The following is a 19,346-nucleotide window of genomic DNA, read 5'->3' as shown; positions in this document are numbered from 1 at the left end:
TAATTAGATTTTACACGCACCGCCCGCACAGCCGTCATCGATGTCTTCTTGTGAGTCATCAGCACCGTCACGGGTGTTTTGATAATAAAGCGTTTTCACGCCATATTTATAGGCAGTGAGTAAGTCGGCAAGTAGGCGTTTCATTGGTACTTTGCCATCTTCGAAGCGTTTTGGATCATAGTTGGTATTGGTTGAGATTGCCTGATCGACAAACTTTTGCATAATCCCAACTAATTGCAAATAGCCTTCGTTATTTGGAATATCCCAGAGTAATTCGTAATTGTCGCTTAAGTTTTCATAATCAGGCACTACTTGACGCAAAATGCCGTCTTTGGAGGCCTTAATGCTCACATGCCCACGGGGTGGCTCAATACCGTTGGTCGCATTAGAAATCTGCGAAGAGGTTTCCGATGGCATAAGTGCGGTCAAAGTGGAGTTGCGTAAACCAAATTCTTGAATGTCAGCACGCAGACTTTCCCAATCGTAGTGCAATGGCTCATCAGTGAGTTTATCAATGTCTTTTTTATAAGTATCAATTGGTAAAATACCTTTTGCATAGGTTGTTTCATTAAAATAACCACAAGGGCCTAGCTCTTTGGCTAAATTATTTGACGCTTTAAGCAAATAATATTGAATCGCTTCAAAAGTGCGGTGTGTTAAGTTGTTCGCACTACCATCAGAATAACGTACGCCATTTTTTGCTAAATAATAGGCAAAATTAATAACTCCGATACCGAGTGAACGCCGCCCCATTGAGCCGATACGTGCCGCTTTAATCGGGTAGTCTTGATAATCCAGTAACGCATCCAACGCACGCACTGCCAAATCAGCTAGTCCTTCTAATTCATCTAAATTGTCGAGCGCACCAAGATTGAATGCAGACAGTGTACACAAGGCAATTTCGCCTTTTTCATCGTGAATATGCTCAAGTGGTTTGGTTGGTAGTGCAATTTCTAAACATAAATTAGATTGACGCACAGGTGCAACCAGTGGATCGAAAGGCGAGTGTGTATTGCAGTGATCGACATTTTGAATATAAATACGTCCAGTCGAGGCCCGCTCTTGCATTAACAGAGAGAATAGCTCAAGGGCTTTGACACTACGCTTACGAATATTCGCATCGTTTTCATATTGTACATATAAACGTTCAAATTCTTCTTGATCAGCAAAGAAAGCCGCATACAATCCGGGTACATCTGATGGGCTAAACAGGGTAATATTGCCACCTTTAATCAAGCGTTGATACATTAATTTATTAAGCTGCACCCCGTAATCCATATGGCGTACACGGTTATCTTCCACACCACGATTATTTTTTAACACTAACAGGCTTTCTACCTCTAAATGCCAGAATGGATAATACACCGTTGCCGCACCACCACGCACACCACCTTGAGAGCAAGATTTGACGGCGGTTTGGAAGTGTTTATAGAATGGAATGCAGCCAGTATGGAAGGCTTCACCACCTCGAATTGGGCTACCAAGTGCACGAATTGCACCCGCATTAATGCCAATTCCAGCACGTTGTGAAACATATTTAACAATCGACGCAGAGGTCGCATTAATTGAATCTAAGCTGTCACCACACTCGATAAGCACACAGGAACTAAATTGACGGGTTGGAGTACGAACTCCAGCCATAATTGGTGTTGGCAGTGAAATTTTAAATGTGGATACCGCATCATAAAAACGGCGTACATAGTCTAAACGCGTGTCTTGTGGGTATTGGCTGAATAAACAAGCTGCCACTAAAAGATACAAAAACTGTGCTGATTCATAAATTTCACCCGTGACACGGTTTTGTACCAAGTATTTACCTTCTAGCTGTTTCACGGCGGCATATGAAAATGTCATATCACGCCAGTGATCTAAATAGCCATCCATTTCATCCCATTCTTCACGAGAGTAATCGGTTAAAAGTGCGGGATCATATTTGCCCATACGCACCAATTTTTTCACATGGTCATAAAGGCGTGGCGGATCGAAATGCCCATAGGCTTTTTTGCGTAGGTGAAATACCGCTAAACGAGCAGCAAGGTATTGATAATCAGGCGTATCTTTAGTAATGAGATCGGCAGCAGCTTTAATGATCGTTTCATGAATATCGGAAGTGCGAATACCTTCATAAAATTGAATGTGTGAGCGTAACTCAACTTGTGAAACCGACACATTATCTAATCCTTCCGCAGCCCATGTAATAACGCGGTGGATTTTATCCAAATCAATCGGTTCTAAGCGTCCGTCACGCTTAGTGACCATCAATGCTTTATTCATAAGATGTCCTGTTTGCGATTATAAATACGATGTTAAAAATATTAACAAATACTATATCTTGTGGTGTTGTAAAAAACGAAGTACAAGATAATGATAATTTAACTGAAATTCAAGTGGAAAATTTGCCGTTTGATACTTGACTTTTTAAAATATCAAATAGAGCAATGAGTTAGAAAATGCGATTATTTTTATTAAATGAGAAAGATTCTCAAATTGTGATTTGCACCACATTTTACTCAACCGCACTTTGTTGTTTTACGCTAAAATTTCCAGTGTATCGCCTACATGAATCACACCCGATTGCATGGCGATTAAATTTGCACCGAAAATCGGCTTTCCTTGCTCATTCGCAAAGTGTTTTTTTAGGGTGCGAAAGGGTTCAGACTTTGGTTGTAACTGACCTGAAGCAAGATCACGTGTTGTCAGGATGCAGCGTTCGCAGGCTTTAGCATTGATAAATTCAATCTGACCAATTTTGATGCGTTGCCATGTATTTTCCGCAAACGCTTGTACATGTTGAATGACGATATTAGGGCGAAACTGACGCATATCAATCTCGACAGGGCAGTGTCGTTGAACTTGCTCGAGACTGTGTTGATTGGTCAGTAATAGCGGGTAGCCATCGGCAAATGAAAGTGCGGTATCAGGGTAGCGTTGGATTCGTCGCTCGCTGGCAAAACCGCACCAGCGTAATTGTACCGCACTTTGTAATTTTTCACTAAACCATTGATTAATATCTGCTTTCGCCACTAGGCTTTCAAATTCCGTTCCCCAGACGGTGCAAAGTGCGGTTTGAGTAAAGTCTGAATAATGCACCTCAATATGGCTTCCATCACGATGCTGTATCCAAAGCCCTTGTGGCGTTGGATATGCAGTGACGTCATAAAGTCCACCGTGTTTACGAGCTGTGATAAACGCACCATTGTTGTCAGTCAGCATAAAGCGACGATCAAAATGTAGCCCCTCTGATGTGACCGTTGCCTGTTGCACGCAATAGGGTTGGGTGGATTTAATCGGATAGAGGTAAAGTGCGGTTACCTGTGGCTTAAATTTCATATTTTTGTTTATCTCCAATATCAAAATGTAGTGGCATCAGTGCTTTTTTGATTGCGAGTAAAAGAAAAAGTGCGGTGCAGAGGATGCCTAATATGGATGTCAGCATAGCATGATGAATTGTGCTGGCAAGCCATAATATCGCTAAAAAAAGTGGCTGAAACTGCAATAGGGGTACACGAAAGCAGAAATATTCTTTAAAGCATAATCCCCCTAAGGTTACAAAAAAAGCTCCTAATGCCAGAGCGTGTGCGTTTAAGAGCATCAGGATTAAACCAGTCCATGTAGCAAATTGCAAAATTAGACGGAATTTTTTGAGATAAATATGTAAACTACTGGCGCATAGTGCAGCAGCAAGCGCAACACAGACAATGCCCCAAGGCGTGGCAAACAGTAATCCCATTATTCCTACTGTGGCAATAAAAAAGCCGAGACGATATAAAATAACGGTTAAATAATCCCACCCATCCATTGGAGATTTGATATGCGGATCTGCCATTATGCCTCCTGTTTTTATGTGATTGTAGGTAACTGGTGTCAAATTGCAAGATAAAAAAATCCCCAGCAAAACTGGGGATTGGAATGATAAAGTGCGGTTAACTATTGCACTAGCATATAGAAATTGCTGTCGCCACGCTTGATATTTAGTGCTACGACAGACGGTTTTTTCTCTAACATTTTACGTAGTTCGCTGATGTTGTTTACTTTTTGACGATTTACACCAATAATAATGTCGCCTTTTTGTAATCCATAACGATCGGCATCTGATTTCGGTGTTACCGCAGTAATTTCAACGCCTTGTACACCATCTTTATCATAATTACCCAACTCTGCACCTTTTAGAGCTGGCATGACACTTGATGCTGCTGTTTGGCTTTGATCGTCTGCTTGTAATACCACATCGGTATCATGGCTTTTACCTTCACGTTGATAAGTGAGTTTAACCGTTTTGCCTGCCCCAGTCGTAGCCACTTTAGCGCGCAATTCGGCAAAGCTATTAATAGGCTGACCGTCGATGGCAGTGATAATGTCACCGGCTTTCAAACCCGCAACTTCGGCAGCTGATTTTGGTATCACTTCGCTGATAAATGCCCCTTTTTGCGCTTCCACTCCAAAGGCTTTAGCAAGATCAGCATTCAATTCGCCGCCTTTAATGCCTAAAATACCACGACGGACTTCACCGTATTCCACGATTTGTTTTACCAAGTTATTCGCCATATTACTCGGAATGGCAAATGCAATCCCTACGTTACCGCCACTTGGTGCAATAATGGCCGTATTAATACCAATAAGCTCACCGTTTAAATTAATTAACGCACCACCAGAATTACCGCGATTAACGGCGGCATCGGTTTGAATGTAGTTTTCATAATTGCCACTGCCTGACAGCATCGAACGCCCAAGTGCGGATACAATACCAGAGGTTACAGTTTGTCCAAGTCCAAATGGGTTACCGATAGCGACGACATAGTCGCCTACACGGAGTTTGTCTGAATTGGCAACTTTAATAGCCGTTAAGTTTTTCGGCTCTTCTATTTGTAGTAACGCTACATCAGATTTGCTATCAGCCCCCAGTAATTTTGCTTTAAGCTCTCGCCCATCTTGTAACGTTAGGCTGATTTTATTGGCATTTTCAATAACATGATTATTGGTTAAGACATAACCTTTTTCCGCATCAATAATCACGCCAGAACCTAAACCTTGAAACTCGCGTGGTTGAGTATCAAAGTCACGACCAAAAAAGAATTTGAACTCTTCGGGAATGAGTGATTCTTGTTTTTGTGTACCCGACACATTGACGGTTACCACACTTGGCAATACTTTTTGTAGCATTGGGGCTAAACTCGGTAATTGTTGCCCATCCATTGTGCTGTGAGTCGGTGTGTTGATAATACTTTCTGCAAGATTGGTTGCATTTTGTGCATAAACTGGCATGCTACCTAGGCTTAAGCCTAAAACGGCAGTTGCTAAGGCAGATAAAAGAAATTTATTTTTTTTCATACAATACTCTCTATTAATCCTGTAAGAAACATTTGTTAAGCTCAACGAAAGCTATGACACTTTTTTCAGTAAAATGTTCATTGCGTCGTACTAAGATATATGATGTTGCTTAAAAATTATTCAAGGAGTTGCTTGAGATTTTTCTTCATTAAATCCATTTTGCTGGCGTAACGCTCTTTATTTTCAGCCTCATCAATCATATACATAATGGTTTCAGACAGTGTCATTTTCATTTTGCGAGAATGCTTAGATAAACGTGCCCACACGCTATATTCTAAATCAATCGATTTTTTCTTTGTTGTGCGTTTTTCGCCATTAAAAAAACGCTTTCGCCTTGCTCGAATAGCTTGATCAAGTTTAATGACTAATTCAGGTGCAAGGTGCTGATTGATCCATTGTTCAATTAATGCTGGATAATGTTGTGATTGTAATAATGCGTTTGCCTTTTCTGTTGCCAGACTGTGCTCAAGATAACGCGTGATATTTTCTCCATTACGAATTTTTTTTGCCAGATAGAGCCATTTCCATTGTGCTTCTTGATTTTCCAGTTTTTGATATTTCATGTTGCCTCCTAATTCGTGACAATGTCACATTTGATTAGTATAGGCTTTTTTTTATGTTTTGTGAACTGTGGTGTGATAAGGTTATAATAGAAGTAGTAACATTTTATAAGAGACACCCATGTGAGCAGACAACCTTTATCTTATCTGACATTAGCACCACAACCGCACTTTGACGATCCAGACTATAAAATCCCCCATTTTATGGAAACGCAGCCGCGCGTATTATCTGCTATCAGCGATTATCTCCATACACAAGCGGGGCAGGCGTTAGTATTAAAGTGCGAACAGGTTGATGTTTATGGGCAATGTCTGAGGAGCTATATTTGTTCTCAATATCCTATTGAAGACGACAGGGTGGTTTCACAGCTATATTACACACAGCACATGTTATTTGGACGAGTGCATAATGCCAACAGTGCGTGTTCATTGGAACAAGGGCTGGTGCATCATGCTAAAAATGGCGTTTTAATTCTCGGTGTTGAGCCATTAATTCAGCATCCGCATTGGTGGTTTCGTTTAAAATCAATTTTGTTAACGCAAGTGTTTCATTGGGAACTCTCAGATAAATCTAACTTACCCTATGTTCCACCTCAACCGCTGACGTTTAAACTAATTTTACTTGGTTCTCGTGAACAATTGGCCAGTCTTTATCAGCTTGATGAGACCTTATATGCGTTTTCACAATACAGTGAAATTGAGCATTATTTGGATACCAGCACGCCAGAACGTTTGCAACAGTGGGGTGGATTAGTGCAATATTTATCCCAGCAAATAGCAGGGAAGTGCTTTGATGCAGAGGGGTTAACCGCACTTTACCAACTTGGTGTGCGAGAAAGTGAAGATGCTTACTTGCAACCAATTGCATTGCCGTCGCTTACGGCAAAAATTGAGGCCATCAGCGCACAGTGTCAACAGGATAAAATTAATCAAAGTGCGGTTTGGAACTATTTCAGACGCGTGCGTTATCAACAGTCATCATTATCAGAGTTAAGTCAACGAGAGTTTATTAATCAACATATTTTCATTGAAACAGATGGACAATGTGTTGGGCAAGTTAATGGACTTTCGGTGGTAGAATACGCAGGCACGCCAATTAGCTTTGGTGAACCTAGTCGTATTACTTGCACCGTTCAATTAGGAGAGGGAGAAATTACCGATGTTGAGCGTAAAAATGACTTAGCAGGCAATGTGCATAGTAAGGGTACGATGCTAGCGCAGTATTGTTTAGCACATTTATTGCATTTACCTGCACAATTGCCTTTCGCTGCAGCGATTGTTTTTGAGCAATCTTATGCTGATATTGATGGCGATAGTGCCTCGCTTGCGCAATTTTGTGCATTAGTCAGTGCGTTAGCAGATGTGCCTATTTTTCAACATATTGCGATCACAGGGGCGATTGATCAAAGCGGACATGTGCATAGTGTTGGCGGCGTAAATCAAAAAATCGAAGGCTTTTTTCATCTATGCCAGCATCGCGGCTTAACAGGTCAACAAGGCGTAATTATTCCACAGATCACGCAGTCTCAACTTAGTTTGCAACCAGATATTATTGACGCAGTTAAGGCGGGGCAATTTCATATTTGGGGTGTAGAGAATGTTGAACAAGCGTTAGCTATTTTAACCGCACTTCCTCTCTTTGATGAGCAATCAGGACAGTCATTATCTGAACTGATTTCAACAAGGCTAGAAAGCATACCGCAAAGTGCGGTCAAGCAAATGTATCATGCTGCTTTATCACTGCTAACAAAACTAAAAAAATAATTTCGGCATACACTTGTTAGCTATTTAAAACTTTATTTAACTCTGTTAAAATGATGCTATGTCGTAGCCTCATAAAAGGAGAACAGAGGAATGAGTAACCCTATTAATCAAAAATCATCTTACACATATGACGATCTGATTGCGTCTGGCAAAGGCGAATTATTTGGGCAAGATGGTCCGCCATTACCCGCACCACCAATGCTGATGATGGATTGCATTACCCAAATGTCAGAAGAAGGGGGAAACTTTGATAAGGGTTATGTTGAGGCAGAATTTAATATCAAACCAGATTTATGGTTTTTTCAGTGTCATTTTATTAATGATCCCGTGATGCCTGGCTGTTTGGGGTTAGATGCCATGTGGCAATTAGTTGGGTTTTATCTCGGCTGGCTAGGTGGAAAAGGGAAGGGGCGTGCGCTTGGCGTAGGTGAAGTGAAATTCACTGGGCAAATTTTGCCAACCGCGAAAAAAGTGATTTATCGTTTGCATCTCAAACGTGTGATTAATCGTAAGTTGGTGATGGGCGTGGCAGATGGTGAAGTGGAAGTCGATGGACGAGTAATTTATACCGCAACCGATCTAAAAGTGGGATTATTTCAAGATACCACAACATTTTAATCTTAAGCTGTATCAGAATCAGAAGACCGCACTTTTACGCAAGTGCGGTTTTTTTGTGTATAATAAATAAAATACTAAGTGGGGAAATATGATGAAACATTCTATTATCATTGCGTTAAGTGTTGTATTAATTGCTTGCACGAACACACCACAGGCCATTGATAGTGCACTACCAAGCTATCAAGCACAACATCAAAAGACACGCGAAAATGTGGCACCCAAAACACAAGATACTAAAGACACAACGGTACTAAATGCCAGTGATTATGTGCCTAAAACAAGCCCTCAGCCAGTGCGTATAACACCAATGATTGGCATTGGCTATGGATTTGGGGAATATAATCACTCTTATATGGGTACAACGTTTTATCCTTGGTGGTGGTAACAGCATAATAACTAGATGATTTTTAAAATTAAATAGAGTATTATATTAATATTAATTATAACATTGATTGACTACTTAATTTAAAGTTCATAAACCGACTCATTTAGTGCTTTAAGCCCCGAATTAGGTTGGCTGCGTGTTAAAGCCTCCCATAAGTAGGAGGCTTTTTAGCGTTACGTACATCATGAGCGGCACGGAGAAAAAATGGAACAGTTACAACAAATAACAGCGCAAGCACTGGATGCAATTGCACAAGCGAATGATATAAATACGCTCGACAGTGTGCGTGTGGAATATTTCGGAAAGAAAGGGCAATTTACTGCACTCATGCAAGCATTGCGTGATGTAGCTCCTGAAGATAGACCCGCTGCGGGGCAAAAAATTAATACAGCCAAAATGCAAGTTCAAGAGGCATTAAACACACGCAAAACCGCACTTGAGCAAGCAAAATTGAATGAGCAATTACACAAAGAGGCTATTGATGTTTCTCTGCCGGGACGTCATAGTGAGACGGGGGGCTTACACCCAGTTACCATTACTATTAATCGCGTAACGCATTTTTTTGCTGAGCTAGGCTTTAAAGTAGAGCAAGGGCCTGAAATTGAAACGGATTATTATAATTTTGATGCATTAAATATTCCAGCTCATCATCCTGCTCGTGCTGATCATGATACATTTTGGTTTGATGTGAACCGCCTGTTAAGAACGCAAACATCAGGGGTACAGATTCGTACAATGGAAAAACAGCAGCCGCCAATCCGTATAATGGCACCAGGGCGAGTATATCGAAATGACTATGACCAAACTCATACACCGATGTTCCATCAAATTGAATTGTTGTTCGTTGATAAAAATGCAAATTTCACTGAATTGAAAGGATTATTACACAGTTTTTTACGTAATTTCTTTGAAGAAGATTTAAAAATTCGTTTTCGTCCCTCTTATTTCCCATTCACTGAGCCCTCGGCAGAAGTGGATGTTATGGGCAAGAATGGTAAATGGTTGGAAGTGTTAGGCTGCGGTATGGTGCACCCTAATGTGTTGCGTAATGTCGGTATTGATCCAAATGAATATTCGGGATTTGCTGTGGGCATGGGGGTTGAACGTTTGACCATGTTGCGTTACAACGTCACAGATTTACGGGCGTTTTTTGAAAATGATTTGCGCTTTTTGAAACAATTTAAAACGCTGTAAGGTAGGAATTTAGAATGAAAGTGAATGAATTATGGCTACGTGAATGGGTTAACCCCGCCATTTCAACAGCGGAACTTGCCGAGCAAATTACGATGCTTGGGCTTGAGGTGGACGATATTGAACCTTGTGCTGGTGACTTTTCTGGCGTGCTTGTTGGTGAAGTCGTGGAGTGTAAACAACACCCAAATGCAGATAAATTACGCGTCACGAAAGTCAATGTCGGTGGCGATGTGTTATTGGATATTGTATGCGGTGCGCCCAATTGTAGAGAAGGCTTAAAAGTGGCCTGTGCCACGGTAGGTGCCGTTTTGCCAGGTGATTTCAAAATAAAAAAAGCAAAATTGCGAGGCGAGCCATCTGAGGGGATGTTATGTTCTTATAAAGAATTAGGGATAGAACTCGATTCTAGCGGCATTATTGAACTGCCAAGCGATGCGCCAATAGGGCAAGATTTGCGTGATTATCTCAAGCTAAATGATAATACGATTGAGATTAGCTTAACGCCAAATCGGGCTGACTGTTTAAGTGTGCGGGGTGTTGCGCGTGAATTGGGCGTGGTTAATCAGGCTGATGTTCACGAACCGCACTTTGATACGGTTAATACGCATATTGCAGATAACGTTGCTGTTGAAGTCCATGCCAGTGAAGCGTGTCCGCGTTATCTTGCGCGTATGATAAAAAATGTCAATTTACATGCTCAAACACCACTATGGATGCAGGAAAAATTACGTCGCTGTGGACTTCGTTCAATTGATCCAGTAGTGGATGTCACCAACTATATTTTGCTCGAGCAAGGGCAGCCAATGCACGCCTTTGATGCGGATAAATTAAGCCTGCCAATTACCGTTCGTATGGCAAAAGAAGGTGAAACATTAACATTATTGGATGAAAACCAAGTAACATTACAAGCCAATACCCTCGTTATCGCCGATCAGAAAGGACCTGTGGCAATGGCTGGTATCTTTGGTGGATTAGACACAGGCGTTACATCCAATACACAGAATGTTATTTTGGAATCTGCCTTTTTTGCACCGCTTGCCATTACAGGGCGCGCTCGTCAATATGGCTTACATACAGATTCCTCTCATCGTTTTGAACGCGGCGTGGATTATATGTTACAACGTCACGCAATGGAGCGTGCGACCGCACTTTTAGTGGAAATTTGTGGTGGCGAAGTCGGCGAAATTTGTGAAGTTGTAAGTGAACAACATTTACCAAAACGTGATACTGTTACTTTACGTCGTAGTAAGCTTGATGCATTATTAGGGCATCATATTGATGATGCAACAGTAACTGATATTCTTACCCGCTTGGGTTTCAATGTCACGTTTGAAAATAATGTTTGGACAGCAACACCGACTAGCTGGCGTTTTGATATTGCCATTGAAGAAGATTTGATTGAAGAAGTGGCACGAATTTATGGCTATAACGCTATTCCTAACTGTGCGCCTTTGGCACATTTAACGATGCGTGAGCATAAAGAGGCTGATGTTGATTTAGCGCGTATTAAAACCGCACTTGTTGATCGTGATTATCAGGAAGCCGTGACATACAGCTTTGTTGATCCAAAAGTGCAACAAAAATTACATCCAGAGCAGGCGGCCTTAATTTTGCCAAATCCAATTTCAGCGGATATGTCTGCAATGCGTTTGTCTTTATTGCCAGGTTTGCTTGGTGCATTACTCTATAATCAAAATCGTCAGCAAAATCGTATTCGTTTATTTGAAGCAGGGCTACGTTTTATTCCAGACGATAACGCAGAAGCTGGTGTACGCCAAGAATTTGTATTAAGTGCGGTCATTTGTGGGGCTCGCCATCATGAAAATTGGTTTGAAAAAAGTGAAAGTGCGGATTTCTTTGATTTAAAAGGAGATTTAGATAGCCTCTTGCAACTGACTCGGGCAGGTAGCCGTGTTAACTATGTTAGTAAAACGTATCCCGCTTTACACCCAGGGCAATCAGCTGCCATTATAATTGATAATCAAGAAGTGGGTTTTATTGGTACGATCCACCCACAAATTGCACAAGATTTAGGTATTAATGGCCGTGCGATTGCGTTTGAAATTTTATGGAGTGCAATTGCTAAACGAGATATTGTTCAGGCAAAACCGATTTCTCGCTTTCCTGCTAACCGTAGGGATATTGCTGTTGTGGTTAATAATGATATTGCCGCAGCAGATGTTGTTGCAGCATGCCGTGAAGCTGCAGGTGAAACGCTCACTCACGTTAACTTGTTCGATGTTTATCAAGGCACAGGAGTGGCTGATGGATGTAAAAGTTTAGCGATCAGCTTAATTTTACAGGACAGACAAAAAACGCTTGAAGAAGACGATATTAGCCAAATAGTATCGAATGTTGTATCTGAGTTGAAGCAGCGTTTTAATGCTTATTTGAGAGATTAAACTATGACTTTAACGAAAGTAGAAATTGCAGAGCATTTAATTGAAAAACTCAATTTGAGTAAACGTGAGGCAAAAGAACTGGTAGAAAGTTTTTTTGAGCAAATTCGCAGTGCTTTAGAGCAGGGCGAAGATGTCAAACTCTCGGGTTTTGGTAATTTCCAGTTGCGTGATAAGAAATCACGCCCTGGACGCAATCCTAAAACAGGTGAAAGTGTTGCGGTTTCTGCTCGCCGTGTTGTAGTGTTTAAGCCAGGACAAAAATTACGTTCGCGCGTGGCTCAGCAACATGCTCGTCATAAATAGAGAGACTTATGCCAAACGTGTTTCGCGCAATAATGATTGTATTGGGAACAGGCTGTATGGTGGCGTGTTCTTCATCGACTTCAGATTCTACTGAAGAACGATTTTCAACACACCGCCAATATAATACGCATTTGCCTGATCAGATTTATACTATTGCACAATTAAGTGAGCAGCAAACGCAATGGAAAGGCACACCTTATGTGTTAGGTGGTAAATCACGTCGCGGTGTCGATTGCTCTGGCTTTGTACAAGTTACATTTGCACAACGCTTTAACATTCAGTTGCCACGCACCACGAAAGCACAAGCAAAGCAAGGGGTGCGTGTCAATAAACGTGATATTCAAACAGGGGATTTGGTCTTTTTTAAAACAGGGCGAGGGCCTAATGGCTATCATGTTGGAATTTATGTGAAAGATGATTTATTTCTACACGCATCCACGAAAGGTGGGGTCATCTATTCATCATTAAATTCCCCTTATTGGAAAAAAGTTTATTGGCAGACAAGGCGTTTATAATACTTGTTTTCAATATTAAAGTCTGTTAAGTTTTAAGCACATTGAAAGGAGGGCTTATGAGTACATTAACTTATACATTAATCACGGTTATTGCAGCATTAGGAATGATCGTTTTTCTCAGCACATTGATTTTTGCATAATCAAAAAGCCATGAGTTTCATGGCTTTTTACTTATTTTTTTAGCTCAGAAAAATTGATTTTTACAGGCTCATCCGTTTCCATGTACTTTTTCTCTGTGGTGCTAGAAAGAAGACGGGCGATGGCATTAAGATATGTAATTTCTAACGTCTCTCGGCTGGTTGCTATTACCCCCATATCATGTAGAAAACCATCTCCAACATCATACATCCAGCCGTGCAGTGACAGTTTTTTTCCTCTCTCCCATGCAGCACGAACAATTGATGAACAGCCGAGATTATAAACTTGTTCAGCAACATTAAGCTTTGTTAACATATTTGCCCGCTCTTCGGGCGGAATAGAACCAAACAAATGGCTATGTTTTAACCAAATATCACGCAGATGTAATAACCAATTATCAATTAAGCCCAGGCTTTTATTTTCCATTGCGGCTTTAATGCCACCACAATTGGTATGTCCACAAATAATAATATGTTCAACATCTAATGCGTCAATAGCATATTGCACCACAGATAGGCAGTTTAAATCTGTATGAATCACTTGATTAGCAACATTGCGGTGTACAAAAAGCTCTCCAGGTCCTAGATTGGTAAGTTTTTCGGCAGGCACGCGACTATCTGAACAACCGATCCATAAATAGTTTGGCTTTTGATGTTCTGCAAGTTCTTTGAAATAATTGGAATTTTCTTGCTGCATTCGAATTGCCCAACTATGGTTGTTTGCCAATAATTGCTCGATTTTTTTCACGGTGATTATCCTTTTCCTTGTTAACTTCCTGTTTGGTATAATACTTGCTAATTTCCATTTTGATAACTGATTTTTCAAAAAGATTAAGGTTGAATTAAATGTATGCACTTGAAATAGAAGGTCTTAAAAAGACCTACCCCAATGGTTTCACAGCCTTGCATGGTATTGATTTACGGGTTAAAGAAGGCGATTTTTATGCTTTACTTGGGCACAACGGGGCAGGAAAATCAACCACGATTGGCATTATTAGTTCGTTGGTCACAAAAAGTGCGGGTAAAGTGAAGGTATTTGGTTATGATCTAGACACCCAACTCACAGAACTCAAAAAGCAGATTGGCATTGTACCGCAGGAATTTAACTTTAATAATTTTGAAACCGCACTTAATATATTGATTAATCAAGCAGGGTACTACGGTGTGCCACGAAAAGAGGCGATAAAGCGAGCGGAAAAATGGCTAAAAATGTTAGAATTATGGGATAAACGCGATCAAAAGTCGATGCGGTTATCTGGTGGAATGAAGCGACGCTTAATGATTGCACGAGCGTTAATGCATAATCCAAGATTATTAATTTTAGACGAGCCTACGGCGGGTGTGGATATTGAACTACGTCGCTCCATGTGGCATTTTTTACGCGAAATTAATCAGCAAGGTACGACAATTATTCTGACGACACACTACTTAGAAGAAGCGGAGATGTTGTGTCGCCATATCGGCATTATTCAGCATGGTCGCTTAGTTGTTGATACGACAATGAAAGCATTATTAAGCCAACTGGAATCCGAAACATTCGTGCTGGATTTAGGACAAAGTGCGGTCAAACCAAAGATTGAAGGGTATATTTATCGCCAAATTGATGACTCTACGCTTGAGGTCGATGTGGCTCGTCGCCAAGGACTGAATTCCCTTTTTTTGCAATTGAACTCTCAACACATTTCTGTGCTCAGTATGCGTAATAAAACCAACCGCCTAGAAGAACTGTTTATTCGTATGGCGTTAACACAAAAACTCAGCACACAACAAGGAGAATAATATGTCGTTAGCGCGAATTGCTTTTTTAACGATTTTACACAAAGAAATTCACCGTTTCATGCGAATTTGGGTACAAACGCTAGTGCCGCCAGTGATTACGATGACACTTTATTTTGTCATTTTTGGGCAATTAATTGGTTCACGCATTGGCGAAATGGGCGGGTATAGCTATATTCAATTTATTGTGCCTGGGTTAATTATGATGTCGGTTATTACTAATTCCTTTGCGAATGTGGCTTCATCATTTTATAGTACAAAATTTGCACGCAATGTGGAAGAGTTGCTCGTTTCGCCAACGTCCACGCATGTGATTATTTTAGGCTATGTCTCGGGGGGGATGGCGCGTGGCATTATCGTCGGCTTGCTTGTGACGATTGTATCACTCTTTTTTGTGCCATTACATGTACATTCATGGTGGGTAATTATGCTTATTTTATTAATGACCAGCGCCACTTTTTCACTCGGTGGATTAATTAATGCCGTGTTTGCCCGCTCATTTGATGATATTTCCATTATTCCCACTTTCGTTCTAACGCCGTTAACATACCTTGGCGGTGTATTTTATTCTATTTCGTTGTTGCCTGAGTTTTGGCAAGGTGTCTCAAAACTGAATCCTATTGTTTATATGATTAATGGCTTCCGCTTTGGTTTTTTAGGGGTTAGTGATATTGCACTGTACCGCACTTTTATTGTGCTTGGGCTGTTTATTGTGGCACTGTACAGTTTTGTTTATTATTTAATTCATAAAGGCATAGGCCTTCGCAATTGAGCTAAAGTGCGGTCAAACCGCACTTTAGAGTGCTATACCACAACCGCACATTAAGTGCGGTTTTTTATTTGATGATTTTATAGCATGGTTGATACGCATCGCCGCCTGGTAACTTCATACGGTGTTGTTCGACGAAATCTTGCAAGACGTGATCCATTTTCGTCATTAATAACGGATCGCCGTGTAGTTCATAAGGGCCATTCTCTTCGACTTTTTCAATGTAGTCAGGCTTGATATTACCTGCCACGATGCCTGAAAATGCACGACGCAAATTGGCCGCAAGGCTGGCTTTACTTTGGTCAAGATGCAAATCTAACGCACTCATATTTTCGTGTGTTGGCTCGAAAGGCTGTTGGAATTCTGGGGCAATCGTTAAACGCCAATTAAAACCATAGGAGTCATTACTTTCTGCCCGAGCTTGTTTAATCATTTTCATTTCGTAACTGACTTTGCGAGCCAACTCAATAGGGTCATCAATAATAATCTCATATAAATCCTGTACTTCTTGGCCGAAAACGTCGCCAATAAAACGATCGATCGTGGCAAAGTAAGCCGCACTTTCTTTTGGCCCTGTTAAATAAAGGGGCAGTGGAATATCTTGATTGGCAGGATTGAGCTTAATTCCAAGAATATATAATAACTCTTCAAATGTGCCAGGCCCCCCTGGAAAGACCACAATGCAATGCCCCATACGAACAAATGCTTCTAGTCGCTTTTCAATATCAGGCATAATAATCAATTCGTTCACAATCGGATTTGGCGGTTCTGATGCAATAATGGAGGGTTCGGTGATGCCAATAAAACGGCTATTTTTCATGCGCTGATTAGCATGGCCAATGGCTGCCCCTTTCATTGGCGCTTCCATTACGCCAGGACCACAACCTGTAACAATATTGAGCTCGCGTAAGCCGAGTTGTAATCCCACAGAACGACAATACGCGTATTCAGTATGACCAATTGAGTGCCCACCCCAGCAGACCACAAGATTAGGGTGTTCGCCGACAATTAAGGCCTTCGCATTGCGTAAAATAGTAAAAATATAGTTTGTGATTTTATTTGCATGGCTACTACAAACCCCATTCGTATTGTGCTTGGTAATGACATTCACAAATAAAATATCACGTAGTACGGCAAACAAATGATACTGAATATTGCGGATTAATGTGTTATCAACAAAGGCATCTTCGGGTGGATTAATCAATCGCAAAGAAATACCGCGTTCACGTGCCAATAACTCAATTTCAAAATCATGATATTTCGCCAGCAAAATACGGCTGTCATCTGTGACCGAGCCAGAGTTTAATACCGCCAAAGAACAGTTGCGATAGAGGGGATATAAATTCCCAGCCGCCCCTTTTTGTAACAATTCCACTTCAAGATGAGAGAGTTGATCCATACTCCCTCTCGGATTAATAATATGTGAACTCATTTTTTCTCCTTGTCTTTATTGGCGCGCAAGGCGTGCATTTAATAGGGTATTTGGCACAAAATTAGCACGCAACGGATTAATATCCAAGCCACCACGGCGAGTATAACGTGCATAAACGCACAATTTATCGGGTTTGGCGTAGTGCATAATGTCATGAAAAATCCGCTCAACACAGTGTTCATGGAATTCATTATGTTGGCGAAAAGACACCAAATATTGCAACAGTAAAGTGCGGTCAAGTTGTGCACCAGTGTAGTGAATTTGCACACTTCCCCAGTCAGGTTGCGAGGTGATCAAACAATTCGATTTTAATACATGGCTGACCAATGTTTCCGTCACATATTTATCATATATCGCATTTTCCAACAGACTAGGCGTGTAATCATATGTGTTGATCTTAACCGCTGAATTATCAATACATTCGCCGTCAAAGGTCGTAATCACTGTTTGGCTAAATTCAGACAGTAGCCGTAACCGCACTTTAACCGCACTTTGAGCACAGGCACTCAAATCTTGCGTGAGAGTAGCTTGCACCTGCTCAATGCTGTCAAAAACTGTTTGATTAAAACTGTTTAGATAAAGTTTGAAACTTTTCGACTCAATCAAATTTGGGCTGAAACAGTCAACGTCGACCTCCCCAATGGCAACTTGCGGCATACCATTCGGATTGAGCCATGAAAGCTCATATAATGTCCATAAATCCACACCAAACGTAAAGTGCGGTTTATTCCCCAACGTTTGGCGTTGTAGGGTGCGTGGCACGCCTTGAAGTAAAGTGCGGTCGTAGTGGGCTTTATAGTTTACTGCCTGCCCAAGCGTCAGTTGGTGCATCATGTTGTTTTCTGTCTGCATATCCATTTTGATAAGAAAAGAAAAAATATTACCACAATGTGGCGCAATTCTTGCAAAATTTACGCTTAAATAGAGTAGAATAAAGCAAAATAGAAAGGAGTTTTATGACACATCCTGTTGAAATCCAGTTAAACAGATTAACTGACGGCTTAAAAACACTTAATCTTTGGCAAACGCTGTCACCGCCACCAGAAAAGCTGGCAAGCCAAGAGCCTTTTGCCATCGACACACTTGAGCCCCATGAATGGTTGCAGTGGATTTTTATCCCACGCATGCGTGCGTTAATTGAGGCTCAAGCCGAACTGCCGCGCGGCTTTGCTATTTCGCCTTATATTGAAGAGGCGATGAAAGAAACTGAGCAATTAGAACGTATTTTAACGCCTTTATATGACTTAGAAGCCTTATTACATGACTGAGCCAATAGAAATCATTTATCAAGATAGCGATCTTATTGTGGTTAATAAACCTGCGAATATGCTGGTGCACCGCAGTTGGCTTGATCGCCATGAAAGTGTGTTTCTCATGCAAACATTGCGAGATCAAATCGGAAAACATGTTTACACTGTTCACCGCCTTGATCGTCCGACATCAGGCGTGATGGTATTTGGACTAAACCCTACCGTTGCACGCCAGTTAAGCGAGCAATTTCAACAAAAAACAGTTGAGAAAGGCTATTTTGCTATTGTGCGAGGGTATTTGACAGGGCTGGGATGCGTGGATTATGCCCTTAGTCATCGGCATGATAAAATTGCGGATAAATTTGCACAAGCTGACAAACCTGCACAAGAGGCGGTAACGGAGTACACCACACTTTCGCATGCGGAAATGCCCTTTGCCAGCAATGAACGCTATCCCACCTCACGTTATACGCTGGTATCTCTTCGCCCGAAAACAGGGCGAAAACATCAATTACGACGACATATGAAACACCTGCGTCATCCAATTATTGGTGATACGGTATATGGTGACTTGCGCCAAAACCGCACTTTTGCGCAGTACATCGGCGTTTCTGGTTTGATGTTACACGCTCATGAGTTGCTCTTCACTCACCCTGTGTTAGAGCGAAAAATTCTATGCCGAGCGGGGCTTGATACACGTTGGCAAGAGGCATTCAATGCGTTAGGTTGGCAAACAGCAACAGAACATTTCACACAAAGTGCAGTCAACGGCTAAAATATCGACGATGTTGTGTCTATTTTTGAGAGCAAACGCAAAAAATTTACAATTGATCCGAGATGTTTCATATTTGTAGTTGATTTTTACATAACGTTTGATATATGTTATCAATTAAGCTTGATTTTAATTGGCTTA

Annotated in this window: 19 protein-coding genes; 11 read left to right on the top strand and 8 right to left on the bottom strand. The window is 41.1% G+C overall.

The window, feature by feature from the left end; translation table 11 throughout:
• Nucleotides 1-3: 3 nt before the first annotated feature.
• The 5 genes from nrdA to matP form a co-directional block, all read right to left on the bottom strand.
• On the bottom strand, nt 4-2,274 hold the full coding sequence (gene nrdA / locus HPC40_RS03735; protein WP_208118142.1) for a class 1a ribonucleoside-diphosphate reductase subunit alpha: 2,271 nt from the start codon (nt 2,272-2,274) through the stop codon (nt 4-6).
• Nucleotides 2,275-2,529: 255 nt separating this feature from the next.
• A complete protein-coding gene (locus tag HPC40_RS03730) occupies nt 2,530-3,330 on the bottom strand; it encodes an MOSC domain-containing protein (RefSeq protein ID WP_208118141.1) in 801 nt (266 codons plus the stop codon).
• A complete protein-coding gene (locus HPC40_RS03725; RefSeq protein ID WP_208118140.1) occupies nt 3,320-3,826 on the bottom strand; it encodes a DUF2301 domain-containing membrane protein in 507 nt (168 codons plus the stop codon). Before HPC40_RS03725 ends, HPC40_RS03730 begins: the two co-directional genes overlap by 11 nt.
• A 101-nt stretch (nt 3,827-3,927) precedes the next feature.
• On the bottom strand, nt 3,928-5,328 hold the full coding sequence (locus HPC40_RS03720; protein WP_208118139.1) for a Do family serine endopeptidase: 1,401 nt from the start codon (nt 5,326-5,328) through the stop codon (nt 3,928-3,930).
• A gap of 116 nt (nt 5,329-5,444) precedes the next feature.
• Entirely contained in the window at nt 5,445-5,891 is a 447-nt protein-coding gene (gene matP / locus HPC40_RS03715) for a macrodomain Ter protein MatP (RefSeq protein ID WP_208118138.1), read from the bottom strand.
• Nucleotides 5,892-6,011: 120 nt separating this feature from the next.
• Here matP and HPC40_RS03710 point away from each other — a divergent pair, with 120 nt between their 5' ends.
• From HPC40_RS03710 to HPC40_RS03680, 7 genes are all read left to right on the top strand, one after another.
• Nucleotides 6,012-7,652 carry an AAA family ATPase gene (locus HPC40_RS03710; protein WP_208118137.1) on the top strand — a complete coding sequence of 547 codons (1,641 nt, stop codon included), beginning with the start codon at nt 6,012-6,014 and terminating at the stop codon, nt 7,650-7,652.
• 90 nt (nt 7,653-7,742) lie between these two features.
• Nucleotides 7,743-8,270, top strand: a complete 528-nt coding sequence (gene fabA, locus HPC40_RS03705) for a bifunctional 3-hydroxydecanoyl-ACP dehydratase/trans-2-decenoyl-ACP isomerase (protein WP_208118136.1) — start codon at nt 7,743-7,745, stop codon at nt 8,268-8,270.
• A gap of 88 nt (nt 8,271-8,358) precedes the next feature.
• A complete protein-coding gene (locus HPC40_RS03700) occupies nt 8,359-8,655 on the top strand; it encodes a hypothetical protein (protein ID WP_208118135.1) in 297 nt (98 codons plus the stop codon).
• A gap of 204 nt (nt 8,656-8,859) precedes the next feature.
• Complete coding sequence (gene pheS, locus HPC40_RS03695) at nt 8,860-9,849, top strand: phenylalanine--tRNA ligase subunit alpha (RefSeq protein WP_208118134.1); 990 nt, start codon at nt 8,860-8,862, stop codon at nt 9,847-9,849.
• Between the two features lie 14 nt (nt 9,850-9,863).
• A complete protein-coding gene (pheT, locus tag HPC40_RS03690; RefSeq protein ID WP_208118133.1) occupies nt 9,864-12,251 on the top strand; it encodes a phenylalanine--tRNA ligase subunit beta in 2,388 nt (795 codons plus the stop codon).
• Between the two features lie 3 nt (nt 12,252-12,254).
• The gene (locus HPC40_RS03685; protein WP_208118132.1) at nt 12,255-12,554 is read left to right on the top strand and encodes an integration host factor subunit alpha; all 300 of its coding nucleotides are present in this window, start codon (nt 12,255-12,257) and stop codon (nt 12,552-12,554) included.
• An 8-nt stretch (nt 12,555-12,562) separates the two neighbouring features.
• Nucleotides 12,563-13,069, top strand: coding sequence for a C40 family peptidase (locus HPC40_RS03680; RefSeq protein WP_235972294.1), 507 nt, complete (start codon nt 12,563-12,565; stop codon nt 13,067-13,069).
• Nucleotides 13,070-13,240: 171 nt separating this feature from the next.
• On the opposite strand, the gene can is transcribed toward HPC40_RS03680, so the two are convergent.
• The gene (gene can / locus HPC40_RS03675; RefSeq protein WP_208118131.1) at nt 13,241-13,954 is read right to left on the bottom strand and encodes a carbonate dehydratase; all 714 of its coding nucleotides are present in this window, start codon (nt 13,952-13,954) and stop codon (nt 13,241-13,243) included.
• A gap of 98 nt (nt 13,955-14,052) precedes the next feature.
• Between can and HPC40_RS03670 the strand changes: the two genes are divergently transcribed.
• Nucleotides 14,053-14,985 carry an ABC transporter ATP-binding protein gene (locus HPC40_RS03670; protein ID WP_208118130.1) on the top strand — a complete coding sequence of 311 codons (933 nt, stop codon included), beginning with the start codon at nt 14,053-14,055 and terminating at the stop codon, nt 14,983-14,985.
• A 1-nt stretch (nt 14,986) separates the two neighbouring features.
• Nucleotides 14,987-15,754: an ABC transporter permease gene (locus tag HPC40_RS03665; RefSeq protein ID WP_208118129.1), complete on the top strand. Its 768-nt coding sequence runs from the start codon at nt 14,987-14,989 to the stop codon at nt 15,752-15,754.
• 64 nt (nt 15,755-15,818) lie between these two features.
• Here the strand turns inward: HPC40_RS03665 and ppnN are convergent, their stop codons facing one another.
• Together ppnN and queF are read right to left on the bottom strand one after the other, a co-directional pair.
• Nucleotides 15,819-17,183 carry a nucleotide 5'-monophosphate nucleosidase PpnN gene (ppnN, locus tag HPC40_RS03660; protein WP_208118128.1) on the bottom strand — a complete coding sequence of 455 codons (1,365 nt, stop codon included), beginning with the start codon at nt 17,181-17,183 and terminating at the stop codon, nt 15,819-15,821.
• Nucleotides 17,184-17,198: 15 nt separating this feature from the next.
• On the bottom strand, nt 17,199-18,035 hold the full coding sequence (queF, locus tag HPC40_RS03655) for an NADPH-dependent 7-cyano-7-deazaguanine reductase QueF (RefSeq protein ID WP_208118127.1): 837 nt from the start codon (nt 18,033-18,035) through the stop codon (nt 17,199-17,201).
• Nucleotides 18,036-18,139: 104 nt separating this feature from the next.
• Between queF and HPC40_RS03650 the strand changes: the two genes are divergently transcribed.
• On the top strand, nt 18,140-18,451 hold the full coding sequence (locus HPC40_RS03650; RefSeq protein ID WP_208118126.1) for a YqcC family protein: 312 nt from the start codon (nt 18,140-18,142) through the stop codon (nt 18,449-18,451).
• Nucleotides 18,444-19,208 carry a tRNA pseudouridine(65) synthase TruC gene (gene truC, locus HPC40_RS03645; RefSeq protein WP_208118125.1) on the top strand — a complete coding sequence of 255 codons (765 nt, stop codon included), beginning with the start codon at nt 18,444-18,446 and terminating at the stop codon, nt 19,206-19,208. The genes HPC40_RS03650 and truC overlap by 8 nt, the downstream gene beginning before the upstream one ends.
• The last annotated feature ends 138 nt before the right edge of the window (nt 19,209-19,346 follow it).

It is taken from the genome of Spirabiliibacterium falconis (assembly GCF_014885015.1).
In the GTDB taxonomy this organism is placed as follows: Bacteria; Pseudomonadota; Gammaproteobacteria; order Enterobacterales; family Pasteurellaceae; genus Spirabiliibacterium; species Spirabiliibacterium falconis.
Note: the sequence above shows the minus strand (reverse complement) of the source record. Positions and strands in the feature narration are given on the sequence as shown.

Coding starts and splice junctions, on each gene's coding strand:
- HPC40_RS03665 (WP_208118129.1), top strand. CDS start 14,987: ATGTCGTTAGCGCGAATTGCTTTTTTAACGATTTTACACAAAGAAATT.
- HPC40_RS03670 (WP_208118130.1), top strand. CDS start 14,053: ATGTATGCACTTGAAATAGAAGGTCTTAAAAAGACCTACCCCAATGGT.
- fabA (WP_208118136.1), top strand. CDS start 7,743: ATGAGTAACCCTATTAATCAAAAATCATCTTACACATATGACGATCTG.
- HPC40_RS03720 (WP_208118139.1), bottom strand. CDS start 5,328: ATGAAAAAAAATAAATTTCTTTTATCTGCCTTAGCAACTGCCGTTTTA.
- truC (WP_208118125.1), top strand. CDS start 18,444: ATGACTGAGCCAATAGAAATCATTTATCAAGATAGCGATCTTATTGTG.
- HPC40_RS03700 (WP_208118135.1), top strand. CDS start 8,359: ATGATGAAACATTCTATTATCATTGCGTTAAGTGTTGTATTAATTGCT.
- pheT (WP_208118133.1), top strand. CDS start 9,864: ATGAAAGTGAATGAATTATGGCTACGTGAATGGGTTAACCCCGCCATT.
- HPC40_RS03650 (WP_208118126.1), top strand. CDS start 18,140: ATGACACATCCTGTTGAAATCCAGTTAAACAGATTAACTGACGGCTTA.
- nrdA (WP_208118142.1), bottom strand. CDS start 2,274: ATGAATAAAGCATTGATGGTCACTAAGCGTGACGGACGCTTAGAACCG.
- pheS (WP_208118134.1), top strand. CDS start 8,860: ATGGAACAGTTACAACAAATAACAGCGCAAGCACTGGATGCAATTGCA.
- HPC40_RS03730 (WP_208118141.1), bottom strand. CDS start 3,330: ATGAAATTTAAGCCACAGGTAACCGCACTTTACCTCTATCCGATTAAA.
- HPC40_RS03685 (WP_208118132.1), top strand. CDS start 12,255: ATGACTTTAACGAAAGTAGAAATTGCAGAGCATTTAATTGAAAAACTC.
- ppnN (WP_208118128.1), bottom strand. CDS start 17,183: ATGAGTTCACATATTATTAATCCGAGAGGGAGTATGGATCAACTCTCT.
- HPC40_RS03725 (WP_208118140.1), bottom strand. CDS start 3,826: ATGGCAGATCCGCATATCAAATCTCCAATGGATGGGTGGGATTATTTA.
- matP (WP_208118138.1), bottom strand. CDS start 5,891: ATGAAATATCAAAAACTGGAAAATCAAGAAGCACAATGGAAATGGCTC.
- HPC40_RS03680 (WP_235972294.1), top strand. CDS start 12,563: ATGCCAAACGTGTTTCGCGCAATAATGATTGTATTGGGAACAGGCTGT.
- queF (WP_208118127.1), bottom strand. CDS start 18,035: ATGCAGACAGAAAACAACATGATGCACCAACTGACGCTTGGGCAGGCA.